This window comes from Kitasatospora sp. NPDC058406 (genome assembly GCF_042722765.1).
Lineage (GTDB): Bacteria > Actinomycetota > Actinomycetes > Streptomycetales > Streptomycetaceae > Kitasatospora.
The window spans coordinates 12995-32708 of the sequence record NZ_JBHXKE010000096.1 but is presented as its reverse complement, the minus strand read 5'-3'; the positions used below and the strand labels follow the sequence as shown (position 1 = coordinate 32708).

General features: G+C 76.0%; 11 protein-coding genes. 8 read left to right on the top strand and 3 right to left on the bottom strand.

The genetic code is table 11. The annotated features are described in order from the left end of the window. From ACFWOG_RS20270 to ACFWOG_RS20245, 6 genes are all read left to right on the top strand, one after another. Positions 1-2469, top strand: a 2469-nt coding sequence (locus tag ACFWOG_RS20270; protein WP_380360025.1) for a type I polyketide synthase, incomplete at its 5' end; no start/stop codon positions are given. 94 nt (positions 2470-2563) lie between these two features. Further along, positions 2564-8965 (top strand): type I polyketide synthase, encoded by a 6402-nt coding sequence (locus ACFWOG_RS20265; RefSeq protein WP_380360023.1) that lies wholly within the window; start codon positions 2564-2566, stop codon positions 8963-8965. Beyond that, the gene (locus tag ACFWOG_RS20260) at positions 8962-9831 is read left to right on the top strand and encodes a 3-hydroxyacyl-CoA dehydrogenase family protein (RefSeq protein ID WP_355405958.1); all 870 of its coding nucleotides are present in this window, start codon (positions 8962-8964) and stop codon (positions 9829-9831) included. Before ACFWOG_RS20265 ends, ACFWOG_RS20260 begins: the two co-directional genes overlap by 4 nt. Continuing rightward, on the top strand, positions 9831-10121 hold the full coding sequence (locus ACFWOG_RS20255; protein ID WP_355405959.1) for an acyl carrier protein: 291 nt from the start codon (positions 9831-9833) through the stop codon (positions 10119-10121). The genes ACFWOG_RS20260 and ACFWOG_RS20255 overlap by 1 nt, the downstream gene beginning before the upstream one ends. After that, complete coding sequence (locus tag ACFWOG_RS20250) at positions 10114-11235, top strand: acyl-CoA dehydrogenase family protein (RefSeq protein WP_329875219.1); 1122 nt, start codon at positions 10114-10116, stop codon at positions 11233-11235. Before ACFWOG_RS20255 ends, ACFWOG_RS20250 begins: the two co-directional genes overlap by 8 nt. Next, positions 11232-12344 (top strand): HAD-IIIC family phosphatase, encoded by a 1113-nt coding sequence (locus ACFWOG_RS20245; protein ID WP_380360020.1) that lies wholly within the window; start codon positions 11232-11234, stop codon positions 12342-12344. The genes ACFWOG_RS20250 and ACFWOG_RS20245 overlap by 4 nt, the downstream gene beginning before the upstream one ends. A gap of 73 nt (positions 12345-12417) precedes the next feature. On the opposite strand, the gene ACFWOG_RS20240 is transcribed toward ACFWOG_RS20245, so the two are convergent. Beyond that, on the bottom strand, positions 12418-13083 hold the full coding sequence (locus ACFWOG_RS20240) for an O-methyltransferase (protein ID WP_380360018.1): 666 nt from the start codon (positions 13081-13083) through the stop codon (positions 12418-12420). A gap of 94 nt (positions 13084-13177) precedes the next feature. Beyond that, on the bottom strand, positions 13178-15112 hold the full coding sequence (locus ACFWOG_RS20235; protein ID WP_380360016.1) for a BTAD domain-containing putative transcriptional regulator: 1935 nt from the start codon (positions 15110-15112) through the stop codon (positions 13178-13180). Between the two features lie 361 nt (positions 15113-15473). On the opposite strand from ACFWOG_RS20235, the gene ACFWOG_RS20230 reads away from it, so the two are divergent. Next, on the top strand, positions 15474-16217 hold the full coding sequence (locus ACFWOG_RS20230; protein ID WP_380360014.1) for a thioesterase II family protein: 744 nt from the start codon (positions 15474-15476) through the stop codon (positions 16215-16217). 195 nt (positions 16218-16412) lie between these two features. Here ACFWOG_RS20230 and ACFWOG_RS20225 read toward each other — a convergent pair whose 3' ends face one another. Then, entirely contained in the window at positions 16413-18491 is a 2079-nt protein-coding gene (locus tag ACFWOG_RS20225) for a BTAD domain-containing putative transcriptional regulator (RefSeq protein ID WP_380360012.1), read from the bottom strand. A 159-nt stretch (positions 18492-18650) separates the two neighbouring features. Between ACFWOG_RS20225 and ACFWOG_RS20220 the strand changes: the two genes are divergently transcribed. Then, positions 18651-19190, top strand: coding sequence for a hypothetical protein (locus ACFWOG_RS20220; protein ID WP_329875229.1), 540 nt, complete (start codon positions 18651-18653; stop codon positions 19188-19190). Positions 19191-19714: the final 524 nt, after the last annotated feature.

Sequence of the window (19714 nt, the reverse complement as noted above, 5' to 3'; positions counted from 1 at the left end):
ACCCACCACCGCACCCTCACCATCTCCTCCCGCCCCGAACACACCACCACCTGGACCCTCCACGCCACCGGCACCCTCACCACCCCACCACCGGCGAGCGCTCCGGAGGAGGACCTGGCGGCGTGGCCGCCGCCCGGCGCGGAGCCCGTCCCGGTGGAGGGCCTGTACGAGCGCTTCGAGTCGTTCGGCTACGGCTACGGCCCCGCCTTCCGGGGCCTGACCGCCGCCTGGCGACGCGGGGACGAGGTTTGGACCGAGGTGCGGCTGCCCCAGGACCAGCACGGCCAGGCGGCCGCGTTCGGCCTGCACCCGGCCCTGCTGGACGCCGCGCTGCACGGCCTGTGGCTGGTGCCGAAGGACGGCGCCGACCAGCAGGAGGAGCCGGGCACGGCACGGCTGCCGTTCGCCTGGACCGGCGTGCGGCTGTACGCGGCGGGCGCCACCGTGCTGCGGGTGAAGCTCTCCTACGACGCGACCGGCTCGGTGGCGATCACGGTGGCGGACCCGACCGGCCGCCCGGTGGCCTCGGTCGAGTCGCTGGTGATCCGCCCGGTCGAGCTGGCCGCGCTGCGCGCCGCGCGACCGGCCGGCGACTCGCTCTTCCAACTGGACTGGCAGCAGGTCGCCCTGGAGCCGGCCGCCGCGCCGGCCGCGGACTGGGCGGCGGTCGAGCTGGGCGCGGCGCTGCCGCCGGCCGCCGCGGCGCCTGCGGGTGTTCTGGTGCACTGCGCGCCGGCGGGGCAGGACCCGGCGGGCGTCCGCGCCGCGCTGGCCGACACCCTGCGGCTGCTCCAGACCTGGCTGGCGGACGAGGACCGCGCCGAGTCGACCCTGGTGCTGGCCACCCGGGCGGCCGTCGCGGTCGACGAGGCCGAGGGCGTCGCCGACCTCGCGGCGGCGGCGGTGCGCGGACTGGTCCGCTCGGCGCAGTCCGAGCACCCGGACCGGTTCGTGCTGGTGGACACCGACGACCCGGCCGCGCTGCCCGCCCTGCTGCCCGCGCTCGCCGCCGGTCACGAGCCCCAACTGGCCCTGCGCCGGGGCGCGGTGCTGGCCGCCCGGCTGACCCGCGTACCGGCGGCCGAACCTGCGGCCTTCACGCCCGCCGAGGGCGGCACCGTCCTGGTGACCGGCGCGGGCGGGGTGCTCGGTTCGCTGGTCGCCCGGCACCTGGTGACCGCGCACGGTGTGCGGCACCTGCTGCTGGCGAGCCGGCGGGGCACGGACGACCCGGCGACGGTGGCGCTGGCGGCCGAACTGGCCGGACTCGGCGCGCGGGCCTCGGTGGCGGCCTGCGACCTCGGCGAGCGCGCCGCGGTGGCCGAGCTGCTCGCGGGCGTCTCGCCCGAGCACCCGCTGACCGCCGTGGTGCACTCGGCCGGCGTGCTGGACGACGGCGTCGTCGAGTCGCTGACCCCGGAGCGGATCGACCCGGTGCTGCGGCCGAAGGTCGACGCGGCGCTCCACCTGCACGAGCTCACCCGCGGGCTGGACCTGTCCGCGTTCGTCCTCTTCTCCTCCGCCTCCGGCACGGTCGGCAGCGCCGGCCAGGGCAGCTACGCGGCGGCCAACGCCTTCCTGGACGCCCTGGCGCAGCAGCGCCGGGCCGCCGGACTGGCCGGGCAGTCGCTCGCCTGGGGCCTGTGGGAGCCCCGCAGCGCCCTGACCGGCCGGCTGGACGAGACGGACCTGCGCCGGCTCGACCGGGGCGGGGTGGCGGCGATCTCCGCCGAGGAGGGCCTGGCGCTGTTCGACACCGCGCTCGGCTCGGCCCGGGCGCTGCTGCTGCCGGTCAAGCTGGACCTCGGGAAGCTGCGGGCGCAGACCGGCGCGGCCGGTGTCCCCGCGCTGTTCCGCGCGCTGGTGCGCGCACTGCCCCGGCGGATCGCCGCCGGGGACGACGCGGCCGAGGCCGGTTCGCTCCGGCGCCGGCTGGCCGTGATGGGCGCCGACGAGCGCCTGACCGCCCTCGTCGAGCTGGTCCGGGCCCGGGTCGCCGAGGTGCTGGGCCACGACGGCCCGCAGGCGGTCGACCCGGACCGGGCGTTCAAGGAGGTCGGCTTCGACTCGCTGATGGCGGTGGAGCTGCGCAACCGGCTGAACGCGGCCAGCGGCCTGCGGCTGCCCGCCACGCTGGTGTTCGACTATCCGAGCCCGGCCGCGGTGGCCGACCACCTGGCCGAGCGGCTGCTGCCCGCCGTCCCGGCGCCGTCCGGGGCCGGTGCCCCGGCCGGCGGGGAGGCCGACGTCCGCCGGCTGCTGGCCGCCGTCCCGCTGGATCGGCTGCGCTCGGCCGGGCTGCTGGACAGCCTGCTGGCACTCGCCGAGCCGGCGTCCGCCGAGCCCGCCCCGGACGCCGACCCGGACGCCGCCGACCCGGCCGACGGGGATCCCGGACAGCAGGAGGCGATCCGCGCCATGGACGTCGCGGACCTGGTCCGCCTCGCGATGGACGGCGACCGTGCCTGACAGCCCCGCGGCGGCGATCCCGCCGATACCCGTACCACCGGCACCCGTACCACCGGCCGACCCGCGGCCGACGTCCGAGAGGGAGCAGAAGACCATGCAGACCGACGAGGTGGTCGAGGCCCTGCGCGCCTCCCTGCTCGCCAACGAACGGCTGCGCGAGGAGAACCGGCGGCTGACCGACCGGGCCGGCGAGCCGGTCGCGATCGTCGCGATGGCCTGCCGCTACCCCGGCGGGGTGCGCGGGCCGGAGGACCTGTGGGAGCTGCTGCTCGCCGAGCGCGACGCGGTCTCCGGCTTCCCCACCGACCGCGGCTGGGACATCGAGGGGCTCTTCGACGCCGACCCCGACACCCCCGGCACCTTCTACACCCGCGAGGGGGGTTTCCTGCACGACGCGACCGCGTTCGACCCCGGCTTCTTCGGGATCAGCCCGCGCGAGGCGCTGGCCATGGACCCGCAGCAGCGCCTGCTCCTGGAGACCTCCTGGGAGGCGGTCGAGCGGGCCGGCATCGACCCACACACCCTGCGCGGCAGCGCCACCGGCGTCTACGCGGGGGTGATGTACAACGAGTACGCGGCCCGGCTGCGCAGCGTCCCGGCCGAGCTGGAGGGCTTCCTGGGCACCGGCAGCGTGCCGAGCATCGCCTCCGGCCGGATCGCGTACACGCTGGGCCTGGAGGGCCCGGCGGTGACCCTGGACACCGCCTGCTCGTCCTCGCTGGTGGCGATCCACCTGGCCTGCCAGGCGCTGCGGGCCGGTGAGATCGGCCTGGCGCTGGCGGGCGGGGTGACCGTGATGTCCACGCCGGGCCTGTACGTCGGCTTCAGCCGCCAGCGGGGCCTGGCCCCGGACGGCCGGTGCAAGCCCTTCGCGGACGCGGCGGACGGTGCCGGCTTCGGCGAGGGCGTGGGGCTGGTGCTGTTGGAGCGGCTCTCCGACGCCCGGCGGCTCGGCCATCCGGTGCTGGCCGTGGTGCGCGGCTCGGCGGTCAACCAGGACGGTGCCAGCAACGGCATCGCCGCGCCCAACGGCCCCTCCCAGCAGCGGGTGATCCGGGCGGCGCTGGCGGACGCGGGCCTGACGGCGGCCGAGGTGGACGCGGTCGAGGCGCACGGCACCGGCACCCGGCTCGGCGACCCGATCGAGGCCCAGGCGCTGCTCGCCACCTACGGGCAGGACCGGCCGGCGGACCGGCCGCTGCTGCTGGGCTCGCTGAAGTCCAACATCAGCCACACCCAGGCCGCGGCGGGCGTCGGCGGGGTGATCAAGACGGTGCTGGCGATGACCCACGGCCGGCTGCCGCGCAGCCTGCACCTGGACCGCCCCTCGGCCCAGGTGGAGTGGAGCGACGGCGCGGTCGAGCTGCTGGCCGAGGCACGGGACTGGCCCCGGACCGGCCGGCCGCGCCGCGCGGGGGTCTCCTCCTTCGGGGCGAGCGGCACCAACGCGCACGTGATCCTGGAGGCCGCGCCGCCGGAGCCCGCCACCGGACCGGTCGCGCCGTCCGGGCGGCCGGCGGGCTGGCCGCTGTCGGCGCGGACCCCGGAGGCGCTGCGGGCCCAGGCGGCCCGGCTGTTCGAGCACCTGTCCGCCGCGCCGCCGGTCGACCCGCACGCGGTCGGGCGGGCGCTGGCGCTCGGGCGCAGCCGGTTCGCCGAGCGGGCGGTGCTGGTCGGCGAGGGGAGCGAGGACCTCCTCGGCGCGCTGGCGGCGCTGGCCGAGGACCGGGCCGACCCCCGGGTGGTCCGCGGCAGCGCGTCGCAGGGGGCGTCCAGGCCGGTCTTCGTCTTCCCGGGCCTGGGCAGTCAGTGGCCGGGGATGGCGGCCGAGCTGCTCGACAGTTCGCCGGTGTTCGCCGAGCGGATGGCCGACTGCGAGAAGGCGCTGAGCGCGTACGTGGACTTCTCGCCGAGCGAACTGCTGCGCGCCGGCGACCCGTTGGACCGGGTGGAGGTCGCGCAGCCGGTGCTGTTCTCGGTGCTGGTCTCGCTGGCCGCGCTCTGGCTGGCGCACGGGGTGCGCCCGGCCGCGGTGGTCGGGCACAGCCAGGGCGAGGTGGCGGCGGCCTGTGTGGCGGGCCTGCTGTCGCTGGAGGACGCGGCCAGGGTGGTCGCGCTGCGCAGCCGGGCCCTGGCCGGTGTCAGCGGCGGCAGCGCGATGGCCACCGTGCTGCTGGCGCCGCAGGAGCTGGCCGGGCGGCTGGCCACCCGGCCGACGGTGGAGGTCGCGGCGGTCAACGGCCCCCGGGTGGTGGTGGTCGCCGGGGACGGCGAGCAGGTGGCCGCCCTGCTGGCGGAGCTGGCCGAGGACGGCGTGCCGTGCTGGCGGCTGCCCGCGGAGTACGCGGCGCACTCGGCGGCCGTGGAGGGCCTGCGCGAGGGTCTGCACTCGGCGCTGGCCGGGATCACCCCGCTGGCGGGCGGTGTGCCGATGATCTCCACCGTGGAGGTGGGCCGGGTCGCCGCGCACGCGCTGACGCCCGACTACTGGTTCCGCAACCTGCGCGGGACCGTGCACTTCCACCGGGCCGTCCGGCAGTTGCTGGCCGAGGGGCACCGGAGCTTCCTGGAGATCAGCCCGCACCCGACCCTCACCTTCGGCATCGAGGCCACCGCCGCGGAGGCCGAGGCCGAGGCCAGCGGCGGCGCCGGTGTCGGTGTCGGTGTCGGTGTCGGGCAGACCGTGGTGCTCGGCACGCTGCACCGCGAGGACGGCGGGCAGCGACGACTGCTGCACGCCCTCGGCGAGGCGCACGTCCGGGGGCTCCCGGTGGACTGGCGGCCGGTGGTCGCCGACGCCCCCGCCGGCCCGCACGCACTGCCCACCTACCCGTTCCAGCGGCAGCGGTACTGGCTGGACGCGCCGGCGGCCGACGGCGACCCGGTCTCGGCCGGGCAGAGCCCGCTCGGGCACCCGCTGCTGACCTCCCTGGTCGAACTGCCGCACAGCGGAGGGCTGGTCTGCACCGGCCGGCTCTCCCTGGCCACCCACCCCTGGCTGGCCGACCACGCGGTCGCGGGGACCGTCCTGCTGCCCGGTGTCGCCCACCTCGAACTGGCGGCCACGGTCGGCGCCCGGCTGGGCAGCCCGCGCGTGCTGGAGCTGACGCTCGCCGCGCCGCTGGTCCTCGGGCCCGACGCCACGGTCCAGCTGCGGCTGACCGTCGGAGACGCGGACGGACAGGGCGAGCGCGTCGTCGAACTGCACTCCCGCGAGGAGGGCGGCGAGCCGGACGAGCCGTGGTCCCTGCACGCGAGCGGTCTGCTCGGCCCGGCCGACGGCGACAGCCACGGCGACCGCGACCGCGACCGCCCGGCGGAACCGTCCGGCGCCGCGCGCGAGAGCTGGCCGCCGGCCGGCGCGGTGCCGGTCGACCCGGCCGACTGCTACGCGGGCTTCCGGGCCCGCGGGATCGACTACGGGCCCGCGTTCCGCGGCCTGCGGGCCGTCTGGCGGCGCGGCGACGAGGTGTTCGCCGAGGTCGCGCTGCCCGAACAGGTCGCCCCGGAGACGGGCTTCACCCTCCACCCGGCGCTGCTGGACGCCGCCCTGCAGAGCGTCGGCGTGCGCCCCCGGGGCACCGCCGGGGGCGACTCCGGCCCCGGGAACGGGAACGGGACGGCCGGTGTCCCGCTGCCGTTCAGCTGGCAGCGGGTCACCCTCCGCCCCAGCGAGGACCAGGTGCTCCGGGTGCGGATGCGCCCGGACGGCACGGACAGCGTCGGCCTGCGGATCACCGACCGCCACGACCGGCCGGTGGCCGAGGTCGGCTCGCTGGTCATGCGCGCCGCCGCCCTCGGCCCGCTGCGCCCGTCCGCCCGGTCGATGTTCCGGCTCGACTGGACCAGGCTGCCCGCCCCGGCCGCCGCCGCGCCGGGCTGGGCCGCGCTGCGACCGGACGGGGACCTGCTGCCGCCCGGCGCCCCGTCCGGCGACGCGCCCCGGCTGCTGCTGCTCCCCTGCCCCGCGCCGGACGCGGCCGCCGACCCCGCCGCCCATGCCCTCGACGCGACGGCGGCCGTGCTCGCCGCCCTCCAGGAGCACCTGGCCGCCCCGAAGGCCGACGCGCCGGTGGTCGTGGTGACCCGCGGCGCGGTGGACCTCGGCGACGAGCCGGTGGACGTGGCCGGCGCGGCGGTCTGGGGGCTGCTGCGCGCCGCCCAGCTGGAGCACCCGGGCTGGTTCGTCCTGCTGGACACCGACGGTCCGGAGGGCACCGCCCTGGCACTCCCGGCGCTCGCCCTGCCCGACGGCGAGCCGCAACTCGCCGTCCGCGACGGCGTGCTGTACGCGGCCCGGCTCGCCAGGCCCGCCGAACCCGCGAGCGAACCCGCGAGCACGGAGAACACGGGCGCGGAGCCCAGGAGCACCGAATCCGCGAGCACCGAACCGGAGGAGTCCGCGCCCACCGCAGCGGTCGCACCCGCCGCCGCGTTCGACCCGGACGGCACCGTGCTGATCACCGGCGCCGGCGGCACCCTGGCAGGTCTGCTGGCCCGCCACCTGACCGCCGAACACGGCGTGCGGCACCTCCTGCTGCTCGGCCGACGCGGTCCGGACGGCCCCGGCGCCGCCGAACTGACCGCCGAGCTCGCCGCGGCGGGGGCGCAGGTCACCCTCACCGCCTGCGACGTGACGGACCGCCGGGACCTCGCGCGGGCCCTGGCCGCGATCCCCACGGCGCACCCGCTGCGCGCCGTGGTCCACACCGCCGCCGTCCTGGACGACGGCGTGCTGGAGTCACTGACCGCCGAACGGCTGGCCACCGTGCTGGCCCCGAAGCTCGGCGGTGCCTGGCTGCTGCACGAGCTGACCACCGAGGCCGACCTGACCGCCTTCGTGGCCTTCAGCTCCGCCGCCGGCGTCTTCGGCAGCCCGGGCCAGGCGTCCTACGCCGCGGCCAACGCGGGCCTGGACGCCCTGATGGCGCTGCGCCGTCGCGAGCACCGGCCGGCGCTGTCGCTGGCCTGGGGCCTGTGGGAGCAGCGCAGCGCCCTGACCGGCCCGCTGGCCGGGGCCGATCTGCGCAGGATCACCCGCAGCGGCGCCTCGGCGCTGTCCAGTGCCGAGGGGCTGGCGCTGTTCGACGCCGCGCTCGGGACGGACGCCACCACCCTGGTGCCGATCCGCCTCGACCTCACCGCGCCGGCCGACGCCCCCGTCCCCCATCTGCTGCGCGCGCTGGTGCGCCGGGCGCCCCGTGCCCCGGGCCGTCACCCCGGCGGGACCGCGCGGGGCGCCGCCGACGCGGGAGCGGAGCTGCGGCTGCGACTGGCCGGCGCCGACGCGGCGGACCGGGCCGCGCTGCTGGCGAAGCTGGTGCGCCGGCAGGCCGCCGAGGTGCTGGGCCACGCCGACGCGGAGGGCGTGGTGATGGACACCGCCTTCCTGGCGCAGGGCTTCGACTCGCTCACCGCGGTCGAGCTGCGCAACCGGCTGGCCGGCGCGACCGGCCTGCCGCTGCGGCCCACCCTGGTCTTCGACACCGGCACCCCGACCCGGCTGGCCGACCGGCTGCTCACCGACCTGGCCTCGGCGCTCGCGCCGTCCGACCCCGCCACCGGACCCGCCGCCGACCGGGCCGGGCACCCGGGCGGCCCGGCGGGCGCGGGCGGCGCCGAACCGGTCGGCACGCTGTTCCGACAGGCCTGCGAGCTGGGCCGGATCGACACCGGCATCCGGCTCCTCGGGCTGGCGTCCGCGCTGCGCCCGTCCTGCGCCACCGGCCCGGAACTCCTGGCGGCGGCCGACCGGCCGGTGCTGCTCGACCTGGTCGAGCCGCCGCGGGAGGACACCGCGCGGGCACAGCTGGTCTGCTTCGGTTCGATCGTGGCGCTCGGCGGCGCCCACCAGTACGCCCGCTTCGGCACGCACTTCCGCGGCCACCACGGCGTCAGCGCGCTGGACGCGCCGGGCTTCACCCCGGGGGAGCCGCTGCCGGAGGAGTTCTCCGCCCTGATCGACTTCCAGGCCCGGACCGTGCACGAGGGCGCGGGGGGCCGGCCGCTGGTCCTGGTCGGCTCCTCCTCCGGCGGCACCCTGGCGCACGCGGCGGCGGTCCGGCTGGAGCAGCTCGGCACCCCGGCGGCGGCCGTGGTGCTGCTGGACACCTACCTGTCCGGCGACCGGGCGATGACCCAGTTCAACGACGTCCTGATCAGCGGCATGTTCGCACGCGAGGACCGGGCCGCGCCGCTGGACGACACCCGGCTGACCGCGATGGGCCGCTACTTCCAGCTCCTGGAGGGCTGGCGGCCGCCGGCGATCGACGCGCCGGTCCTGCTGGTGCGGGCCTCCAGCCCGCTGGCCGAGCCGGCCCCCGGCAGCACCGTCGACTGGCGATCCTCCTGGCCCGGCGCGCACACCGTCGCCGACGTCCCGGGGGACCACTGGTCGCTGATGGAGGAACACGTGGAGACCACCGCGAACACCGTGCGGGAGTGGCTGAGCGCCGTCCTGCGCGGGACCGGGCACGACGATGGGGAGGACTCATGAACGACACCGCACCGCCGCCGCCGGCCGGGCTGGTGATCCTGGGGGCCGGTGTGATGGGCACCGGCATCAGCACGCTGGCGCTGGGCCACGGCGTCCCCGTGACGCTGGTCGACACCGATCCGCGGCAGTTGGTCCGCGCCGAGGAGGGCATCGCCCGGGGCCTGCGGCTGGCCGAACTGATGGGCCGGCTGCCGTCCGGTGTCGAGGCCGGCGAGCTGCGCACGACCGACTCGCTCCCGGCGCTGGCCGGGGCGCGGGCGGTGATCGAGGCCGTCACGGAGAACGCCGGGCTGAAGGCCGTGCTGCTCAAGGAGGTGTCCGCGGCCGTGCTCCCCGGCACGCCGCTGATCTCGAACACCTCGTCGATCCCGATCGACGAGCTGGCCGACGCCGTCGCCCGTCCGGCCGAGCTGCTCGGCACCCACTTCATGAACCCGCCCAGCCTAATCCGGACGGTCGAGGTGGTGCGCGGCCCCCGCACCGGGGAGGCCGTGATGGCCGCGGTCCGCGAGCTGCTGGGCGCACTCGGCCGGCAAAGCGTGGTGGTGAACGACTCCCCGGGCTTCGTCACCAGCCGGGTCCTGCACCCGATGATCAACACCGCGGCCCGGGTGGTGCAGGCGGGCACCGCGAGCGTGGAGGCGGTCGACGAGCTGATGCAGGGCTGCCTGGGCCACCCCACCGGACCGCTGCGCACGGCGGACCTGATCGGCATCGACAACCTGGTCGACTCGCTCCAGGTGCTCTGGGAGCGCACCGGGGACGACAGCTGCCGGCCCTGCGACCTGCTCTTGGAGAAGGTCCGCGAGGGAAAGCTCGGCCGCAAGAGCGGCTCGGGCTTCTACACCTACGAGAAGGAGAACTGATGAGCACCGTCGGCAGCGAGCGGACCGTCGAGGACACCGAGGCCGTCCAGCAGGAGATCCTGAACTTCCTGGAGAGCCGCACCCGCACCACCTGGGAGCCCGACACCGACCTCTTCAAGGACGGCGGTCAGTCCTCGCTCTTCGCGATGGAGCTGGTGGTGCACCTGGAGAAGTCGTTCGACGTCAGCATCCGCGGCGCCGACCTGCGGCTGGACAACTTCCGCACGGTCACGGTGATGACCGCCCTGGTCACCCGTCTGCGGCAGGCCGCCGGGAGCCAGGATGGCTGACGACCTCGCCCGGGCGCTGGCCCGGATCGAATCGGCGGTCGGCGACCGGGCCGAGGGCTGGGACCTGGCCGGGCTGATCCCGCAGCCGCTGCTGCGGGAACTCGGCGCGGAGGGACTGCTCTGCGCCCAGCTGCCCCAGCGCTTCGGCGGACTCGGCATGAGCAGCCTGCAGAACGGCGAACTGACTGCCGGAACCGGCGCGTTGTGCAGCTCACTGCGCAGCGTGCAGACCTCCCAGGGGATGGCCGGCTGGACCATCGCGCGGTTCGGGCTGCCGGACCAGGAGCGCGCCTGGCTGCCCGGACTGACCTCCGGGCAGCTGGCGGCGGTCGCGTTCAGCGAGCCCGGCGCGGGCAGCGACCTGTCCGCGATGTCCACCACCGTCCGGGCGGACGGCGACCGTCTCGTGCTGGACGGACGGAAGAAGTGGATCACCGCCGCCCGCTACGCCGACCTGCTGGTGGTCTTCGGCCGCTACGAGGACGGCGCGGCGGCCGTCGTGGTGCCCACCGACACCCCGGGGGTCCGGATCCGTCCGATCGCCGACCCGCTGGGCTGCCGGGCCGCCGGGCACTGCGACATCGAGCTGGACGGCGTCCGGGTGCCGGCCGGGAACCTGCTGGGCGGCGCGGCCCTGCCGCTGCCGCTGCTGGTGACCACCGCGCTCTCCTACGGGCGGATGTCGGTGGCCTGGGGCTGCGTCGGCATCCTGCGGGCCTGCCTGCGGGCCGCCGCCGGGCACGCCGCCCGGCGGGAGCAGTTCGGCCGCCCGATCGGGGAGCACCAGCTGGTGGCCGGCCACCTGGCGGACCTGCTGGTGGCCGAGCGGACCGCCACCCGGATCTGCGAGCACGCCTCGCGCTGCTGGGACTCCGGCTCGGCCGAGCAGGTGGTCGCCACCGTCCTGGCCAAGCAGGTGAGCGCCGAACAGGCCGCCCGGGCCGCCGCGACGGCGGTGCAGGTGCTGGCCTCGGCCGGTGCGAGCGACGGCACGGTGGTGGCGCGCGCCTACCGGGACGCCAAGCTGATGGAGATCATCGAGGGCAGCAGCGAACTGTGCCGCCTGCTGCTGGCCGAACACGTGCTGGCCTCGTACGGGAGGGAGGAGCGGTGACCGGGGTGACAGAGGCGACCGAGGTGACAGGGGCGACCGGGGCGACCGTCAAGTGCCTGGTCTGGGACCTGGACGACACGCTCTGGCAGGGCACCCTGTCGGAGGGAGACGACGTGAGGGTGCCGGAGGAGCTCCGCAAGGTCGTCGTCGAGCTGGACGCCCGCGGCATCCTGCAGTCGGTGGCCAGCAAGAACGACCACGAGCCGGCCTGGGCCCGGCTGGAACAGCTCGGCCTGGCCGAGTACTTCGTCCTGCCGCAGATCGGCTGGGGCACCAAGTCGGCGTCGGTGCGGGCGATCGCCGACCGGCTGAACTTCGCACCGGGGACCGTCGCGTTCGTCGACGACCGGCCGGCCGAGCGGGCCGAGGTGGCCTTCCACCTGCCCGAGGTGCGCTGCTACCCGGCCGAGCGGGCCGCCGACCTGCTCGACCTGCCGGAGTTCACTCCCGCCCACCGCACCGCCGACTCCCGCCGGCGGCGCGAGATGTACCAGGCGGGCTTCCGGCGGGACGCCGAGCGGGCCGCGTCCACCGCACCCGACACGGAGTTCCTGCGCTCGCTGGAGCTGGTGATGCGGATCGACCGGGCCGGCGCCGAGGACATCGCCCGGCTGGAGGAACTGACGCTGCGGACCAGCCAGATGAACGCCACCGGCGTGCACTACTCGGACCGGCGGCTGCGCGAGCTGCGCTCCGATCCCGGGCACGAGGTGCTGGTGGCGAGCATGGCCGACCGCTTCGGGCCGCACGGCGCGGTCGGCGTGCTCCTGGTCGAGCGTCGGGCCGGGAGCTGGCACCTCAAGCTGCTGGCCACCTCCTGCCGGGTGGTCAGCTACGGCGCGGGGACGACCATCCTCGACTGGCTGATCGACCAGGCGTCCCGGGCCGGGGTCCACCTGACCGCCGACTTCCGGGCCACCGACCGGAACCGGATGATGGAGATCGCCTACCGCTTCGCCGGCTTCGAGGAGTCGGACTGCGGCTGCACGGCGGCGGCCGACCGGGACTCCGCGGCGGCGGACGTCCAGTTCCTGCACCTGGTGCCCGGCCCCCGGGCCGGTTCACCGACGGTGGAGCTGGTCGCCGCCGACCTGGCGGCCACCGGCTGACGGCGCGGCCCGCCGCGGGCGGCCCCCCGTGGTTCGGGGTGGCCGCCCGCAGGGCGCCGCCCGGGCCGTCGCGCTACGGGCGCTTGCGGACCAGCGTGATGCCGTCGGCCATCGCCAGCAGCGAGATCTCCACCCGTTCGTCGGTGTGCAGCGCCGTGTTCAGCTCCCTGACGCCCAGGGTGTCCGCGTCCCGGTGGGACGGGTCCGCCACCCGGCCGAAAAAGAGCGTGTTGTCCACCACCAGCAGCCCGCCCGGCCGCAGAAGGGCGAGGGAATCCTCGTAGTAGCGGGGGTAGTTGACCTTGTCGGCGTCGATGAAGACGAGGTCGAAGGACTCCGGTCCACGCTCCGCCGTCAGCTTGGCCAGGGTCTCCACCGCGTCCCCGATCCGCAGCTCGATCCGGTCCGCGACCCCGGCGCGCTCCCAGTAGCCGGCACCGATCGCGGGCCAGCGCTCGGTGATGTCACAGGTCACCAGCGTTCCGCCGGGTGGCAGGGCGCGGGCCATGCAGAGGGTGCTGTAGCCGGTGAAGGTACCGATCTCCAGGACCGACCGCGCGCCGGTCAACCCGACGAGCAGGGCGAGTAGTTGTCCCTCCTCGGCCATCACCTGCATCGCCTCGCCGGCCGGCAGGCCGGCCGTCTCGGCGCGCAGCTCGGCGAGCAGCGGATCGTCCCTCAGCGAGACCTGACGGATGTAGTCGAGCAGCTCGTCGGTGGCTGCCACCTGCTGGGCCATGGGACTCCTCAGTGGAATGGGTCGGAAAGTCGAAGGGTCGGAGGACCTGATGCGTCAAGTACGTCAACGCGGGCCGCGGCCCGCCGTCGGGCCGTCACGACCTGACCGGCCGCGGATCCGGCCGGCCCGGGCCGGCCGGCCTGCTCACGACGTGCCGGTGGGGCCTGACCGGCCCGCCGCACTTCGCCTGCGTCCACCGCTCGGGCGGGTCCTCCGCGAGCGCCCGCTCCCGGGCGTAGGCCCTCAGCAGGTGGTCCAGGTGATACCGGCCGCCGCCGCAGGCCCGCACCAGGTGTGCGTCGGCCAGTGCTTCCAGAACGGCTTCGGCCGCCGAGGGCGCGCAGTCGAGCAGCGCCGCCAGCGCGGTGGCGTCCACGTCCTCCGCACCCACCGCGCCGAGCAGCCGCAGCACCGCCGCCGGATCGGGCAGCTCGGGCGGCAGCTGCGCGTCCTCGCCCAGCGCGCGGTAGCCGACCTCCAGGCCGGCCCGCACCCCGAGGTCGCCGATCCTCAGCTCGTCCAGCAGCCGGGGCGCTCCCGCCAGCCGCCGGGCCAGCGTGTCGAGGTCCCAGTGCGGCCGTCCCAGGTAGCGGGCCCCGACGATGCGCACCGCCAGCGGCAGGCCCGAGCAGTACCGCACCACCGCCCGGGCGGCGCGCGGCTCCGCCTCCGGCTGCCGGCGGCCGACGATCGAGCCGAGCAGGTCCAGCGAGGCCGCCTCGTCCAACGCGGAGAGGGTGACGATGTGGGCGCCGTCCAGGTCGGCCAGCCGGTCGCGGCTGGTGACGAGCGTCCGGCTGTCCGGACAGCCGGGGACCAGCGGGCGCACCTGCGCGGCGCTCCGCGCGTCCTCCAGCACCACCAGCACCCGGCGGTCGGCCGTGATCGAGCGGTAGAGCAGGGCGGCCTGCTCCTCGGTGGCCGGCACCTCCGCCTCGGGCACTCCGAGGTCCACCAGGAACCGGCCGAGCACCTCGATCGGCTCCACCGGGTGGTCCCGCCCGCCCAGGTCGGCGTAGAGCTGGCCGTTCCCGAAGCGCTCCCGCACGGCGTGGGCCACGTGCAGGGCCAGCGCGCTCTTGCCGACCCCGCCGGCGCCGGTGACCACGGTGACCGTGGCGGCGCCGCCCGGCAGGGCGTCGGCGGTGAGCCGCCGCGCCAGGTCCGCGCGCTCGCCGTCCCGGCCGACCAACACGTCTATTCGGGCCGGCAGTTGGGCGGGCCGGGGGCGGCGCCCGATCCACGGCGGCGGGCCGTCGGCCGTGGAGCCGCCGCCCTCGCCGCCCAGCAGGTCGTCCGCGGCCAGGATCCGGCGCTGCATCTCGCGCAGCTCGCTGCCCGGCTCCGCCCCGAGCTGGTCGATCAGCGCGGCCCGGGTCAGCTGGAACTGGCTCAGCGCCTCCGACTGCCGGCCGGCCCGGAACAGCGCGAGCATCAACCGGCTGACCAGCGCCTCGCGCAGCGGGCTCTCCTGGACCTCGCGCCACAGCTCGGGCAGGATCTCGTTGTGCCGGCGCAGCGCGAGGTCGGCGTCCAGGCGCGACTCCAGGGTCTGCAGGCGCAGTTCCTGCAGGTAGCGGCCCTCCACGTCCCGCAGGCCGCGCGAGGGGATGTCCACCAGCGGGTCGCCGCGCCACAGCGCCAGCGCCGCCGCGTACTCGACCGAGGCGCGTTCCAGCTCGCCCGCCCGCACGTGCGCGGCGGCCCGGCTGCGGTGCGCGGTGAAGCGGCCGAGGTCGGTCTCGTCCTCGGCCAGGTCGATCAGGTACCCCGGCGCCTGCGTCCGGATCCGCCGCCCGGCGACCGCCCCCAGTACCTGACGGAGCCTCATCACGTAGGTGCGCACGGTCGCGGACGCGCTCGGGGGCGGTCCGCCGTCCCAGACCGCCGCCGCGATCCGGTCCACCGACACCACGTGGTTGGCGTTGATCAGCAGGAGCGCGAGTACCACCCGCTGGCGCGGTGCCGACACCGCACACTCACGCCCGTCCACCTGGACGGAAAGCGGTCCGAGCATCCTGAACTGCACGAGTGGCCTCGTTTCCTGGCACAGGGAAATAGCCCCGCCCGAAGCGGCGACCGGACTCCCCCGACGGTCGCGCTCAGTATCAACGGGATGACTCAAGTGAATGTATGGGGGCGCCCTATCGTCCACAACCGCTTCTCGGGATGGCCGGCCGCAGATCACGGAAACGAGCCAATTCTGACTGATCGTGAGGAGACGGGTTTGCGGTGATCCACCGTCAGCCATGCATGACAAGTCGGCACTCGATCACGACCGGCCCTCCTGAGCTGGCTTGACATCCGTTCATCACACCCGCTGCTCGCTCCCCGCGGCACGCCGCCTCGCCGCGTCCGCGCCGCCACTCCCACCGGAAGGACCCCCCGGCATGACACTCCCCGAGACCCTCGACAGCCTCTGGTGCCGGCGCTTCGAGCCGGCACCGGCCGGCGCCCACCGACTGGTCTGCTTCCCCCACGCCGGAGGATCCGCGGCGTTCTTCCGTCCCCTCGCCACCGCGCTGAACCTGCGGGCCGAGGTCGTCGCGGTGCAGTACCCCGGGCGTCAGGACCGTCGCACGGAGCCGGTCATCGACGACATAGGACGCCTCGCCGAGGAGATCGCGGCGGCCCTCGACCCGTGGAGCGACGCCCCGTTGACCCTGTTCGGCCACAGCATGGGGGCCCTGGTCGCGTTCGAGGTCGCGCTGCGCCTGGAACGGGCCGGCCGCCCGCCCGCCCGGCTCCTCGTCAGCGGCCGCTCCGCCCCGACCGCGCCGGCCGGGGTGCCGATCGATCCCACCGACGAGGAACTCGTCGCCGACATCAAGAGGTTGAACGGCACGGATGCCTGGATGCTGGCGGATCCGGAGCTGCTGGAGATGATCCTGCCCGCCGTCCGCGGCGACTACCGCGCGGTCGCCGGCTACCGGGGCAGTCCGGACGCCGTCCTCTCCGCGCCGATCAGCGCGCTGCTCGGCGACAGCGACCCCCGCGCCGCGGTCGACGAGGTCCGCCGCTGGTCCGCCCACACCTCGGGCGAGTTCGACCTCACCCTCTTCCCCGGCGGCCACTTCTACCTGGTCGACCGGGCCGCCGAGGTCATCGACCTGCTCAGCACCCGCCTGGGATAGGACGCGCCCGGGATCGGTGCGCACCGTCCGAGGCCCGCAACGCGTTGTCCGCGAGCCCGGCCGGCGCGGCCGGCAGCGGCCAGGCGGGCACCGCCCGAGGTGCACCGCCCGAGGTGCACCGCCCGAGGTGCACCGCCCGAGGTGCGCGGCCCGAGGTGCGCGGCCCGAGGTGCGCGGCCCGTGCCGGCGCCGGGGTCAGCCGGTCGCGCTGCCCGGCGCCGGCACGGGCCGCGCGTCGAGGCCGTGCTCGGCGGCGTACCGGACGGTCTCCGACAGGTACGAGTGCTCGCTCTCGCACCACTGCCGCGCCTCGGCCGGGGTGGTGAAGCGCGGCGGCTCGTACCAGGGGCCCGCGGCGGTGAGCGGCGGGCGCCGGCGCTGCGGGGTGAGCAGGCGGGCCGCCGCCTCTGCGTGGTGCAGGTACCAGGAGCGGAGGCGTTCCCGGGCGGCGGCGCGGTCGGCGGGGCCGGTTTCGGCGGTGGCGCGTTCGGCGGCGTAGCAGCGCAGCAGGTCGTGGAGGCGGTAGCGGTCCGGGCCGGCGGGGTTGAGCAGGTGGGCGGCGGCGAGGTGTTCGAGTACCGGTCTGGTCGCGGCGGTGGCCGAGCCGGAGAGTGCGGCGGCCGCGGCCGTGCTGACGCAGTTGCCGGGGGCCAGGCCGAGGAGTCGGAAGAGCCGCTGGGCGGTGGGTTGCAGGGCGCGGTAGGAGAGGTCGAAGGCGACCCGGACGGCGGAGGTGGCGTCGCCGTCGATCTGGAGCGCGGTGAAGCGGTCCTCCGCGTCGCGCAGTTCGGCGGCGTGTTCCACCAGGGTGCGGTGGGGTCGTTCCGCGAGGCGGCCCGCGGCGATGCCGAGGGCGAGCGGCAGGTGGCCGCAGGCGGCGGCGAGTTCGGCGGCGGCGCGGGGTTCGGCGCGGGTGCGGTCGGCGCCGGCGATCCGGGCGAGCAGTTCGACGGCGTCGGGCTGGGGCAGGACGTCGAGCACCAGCCGCCGGGCGCCGTCGCAGGCGGTGAGCCCGGCCAGCCCGTCCCGACCGGTCACCAGGGCCAGCGAGCCCGCCGAGCCGGGCAGCAGCGGGCGGACCTGTTCGGCGTTGCGGGCGTTGTCGAGCAGTACCAGGACCCTGCGGTCGGCGAGCAGCGACCGGTACAGGGCGGCGCTCTCGTCGACGGTGCCGGGTATCCGCTCGCGATCGGTGCCGAGGGCCCGCAGGAAGCGGGCCAGCGCCTCGTCCGGAGCCAGCGGCGGGCCGAAGGCGAACCCGCGCAGGTTGACGTGGAGCTGACCGTCGGGGAAGCGCTCGCGGGCCTGGTGGGCCCAGTGGACGGCGAGGGCGGTCTTGCCCGTCCCGGCACCGCCGGTCACCACGCCGATGCCGGCGGCGCCGACCGAGCCGGCCGATCCGGCCGGGTCGGCGAGGCCGTCCAGGGCGCCGAGTTCCGCCCTCCGCCCGACGAAGGTGGCCAGCGCGGGCGGCAGTTGGGCGGGCCTGGGCACCTGCTGCCGGGTGCGGGGCGGGCGGGCGGCCGGGGCGGGCCCGTCCTTCAGCAACTCCTGGTGCAGGAGCTGGAGTTCCGGCCCGGGGTCGAGGCCCAGTTCGTCAGCCAGCTGTCGCGCGAACCGGCGGTAGGCGGCGAGTCCGTCGGCCTGCCGGCCCGCCCGGTGCAGGGCCCGGACGAGCTGCGTCACGAGGCGGTCCCGGAGCGGGTGTTCGGCGACCAGCGCGGTCAGCTCCGGGACGGTCTGCCGGTGCCGGCCGAGTTCGGCCTCCAGGTCCAGGCAGTTCTCCCAGGCGGTGAGCCGAAGTTCGTTCAGTGCCACCGAGCTGGCGGCCACCAGGCTGCCGGACAGCCCGTCCAGCACCGGGCCGCGCCACAGGCCGAGCGCCGATCGGAACTCCTCGACGGCTGCCGCGGGTTCGCCGTGCTCGGCCAGTCGGCGCGCCACCGACACCCGGTGGGCGAAGGTCAGGGCGTCCACCTGGTGGCCGTTCGGTGCGATCCGGTAGCCGGGGCCGTCGGTGAGCAGCACCGGCGGCCCGTCCTGGGCGGCGGCGAGCTTGCGCCGCAGCAGCCCGGCGAGGTTCCGTACCTGGCGGTGGGCCGTGGCCGGCGGTTCGTCGCCCCAGACCGCGTCGACCAGGCGGGCCACCGGGACGACGGCCCCGGCGTTCAGCAGCAGGGTGCCGAGCATCCGCTCCTGCTTGGCCCCTTCCGTCCGGGCCCGCCTACCGTCGTCGGTCCACACCTCCAGTGGCCCCAGAATCCTGAACTCCATGCGTCCCTCCCGTGGATGGCCGACGTCGAGCCGACCCGGATACCTTCGAAGCTCGTGACCACTCAATGACGGACTCGTGTCAACTTTGTGCATCCGGTTGGGAGTCTTCTCTCACCGGCCCCGCTGGGGCCGGCTCCCCCACACTCAAGGAGCAGCTGGATGAAGCGCATGAAGCAGGCCGCAGCCCTGGCCGTCGCACTCGGCCTGGCCCTCGTCCCCCTCTCGGCAAGCACCGCGCAGGCCGCCGGGCCGGCCACCCACAAGGGAATGACCTGGAAGGTGCTCGCGTCGGGCCCTGACGGGACCGTCCAGGTCGGCGGCCCTGCGCACTCGACGCCGAGCGACCCGTACAACGGCGACACCCTCCCGTCCGTCTCGCTGCCGGTCCTCTGCATCACCGTGGACGGCAGCCCGGCGCCGGACGGCATCAGCATCGGCTTCTACAACGGTTGGTCCGGCGGCACCGTCGCGCTCAGCCAGCCGGTGAAGGGTTCGCGGCTGAACAGCCAGGCCGCCGCGAACAGCGTCTGCCAGGCGGCCTTCGGCACCGGCTGGCGCCAGGCCGAGTTCCACGACGGCCGCTACGGCCCGAACCTGGACTACGTCGGCGGGTGGAGCTTCTGGGCGTACGGCAACATCGCCCCCAACGCCCGCTTCTGGACCGCCATCAACGACCAGCAGGCCAACCCCTGGAACTGACGGCGGCGCGGTGGTGACGGCCGGGCGGGGCGGCGAGTAGTCCGCCCGGCCGTACCGCCTCCTCCTCCGGTTCCGGACCGGAGCCCTCGGGGCCCGGCGCGAGGGCTCCGGTACGAGCGGCCCGGTCGCCCTCGGACGGCCGGGCCGTCCGGCGTTCGGGGTCCTCGGCGTTGCGGGAGGCGGGGCGGGGGTCTCGTCGGTCGGCGGGTACTCCGGGGTGAGGGGCGCGTGGCATGGGGCAGGAACTCCTCTGCCGGGAGGGCGTCATGGGTGCGGGGCGGACCCCCCTTCAGGGGCGGCACCGGGACAGACCTTCCCATCCGGCGGCGACCGGTGACATCCCAGGTTTGCGGGAGGCGCGACGACCTCCTCCCTGTGGTAGGGAGACGGCCTGTTGCGGACCGCTCCACAGCAGATCCCCAGGCCGGCGACCTGGGGCCTTCGTGCTGTCCGGGCTCGCACCGGGTTCCGGGTCGGGGCGGGGCGGTGGCGAGACGAGGACGGGGGCGGGGGCGGTCGGGCGG

What these genes read in the sequence shown, in the direction of transcription:
- ACFWOG_RS20225 (WP_380360012.1), bottom strand. Translation starts at nt 18,491, where the DNA reads ATGGAGTTCAGGATTCTGGGGCCACTGGAGGTGTGGACCGACGACGGT.
- ACFWOG_RS20265 (WP_380360023.1), top strand. Translation starts at nt 2,564, where the DNA reads ATGCAGACCGACGAGGTGGTCGAGGCCCTGCGCGCCTCCCTGCTCGCC.
- ACFWOG_RS20250 (WP_329875219.1), top strand. Translation starts at nt 10,114, where the DNA reads ATGGCTGACGACCTCGCCCGGGCGCTGGCCCGGATCGAATCGGCGGTC.
- ACFWOG_RS20230 (WP_380360014.1), top strand. Translation starts at nt 15,474, where the DNA reads ATGACACTCCCCGAGACCCTCGACAGCCTCTGGTGCCGGCGCTTCGAG.
- ACFWOG_RS20255 (WP_355405959.1), top strand. Translation starts at nt 9,831, where the DNA reads ATGAGCACCGTCGGCAGCGAGCGGACCGTCGAGGACACCGAGGCCGTC.
- ACFWOG_RS20240 (WP_380360018.1), bottom strand. Translation starts at nt 13,083, where the DNA reads ATGGCCCAGCAGGTGGCAGCCACCGACGAGCTGCTCGACTACATCCGT.
- ACFWOG_RS20260 (WP_355405958.1), top strand. Translation starts at nt 8,962, where the DNA reads ATGAACGACACCGCACCGCCGCCGCCGGCCGGGCTGGTGATCCTGGGG.
- ACFWOG_RS20220 (WP_329875229.1), top strand. Translation starts at nt 18,651, where the DNA reads ATGAAGCGCATGAAGCAGGCCGCAGCCCTGGCCGTCGCACTCGGCCTG.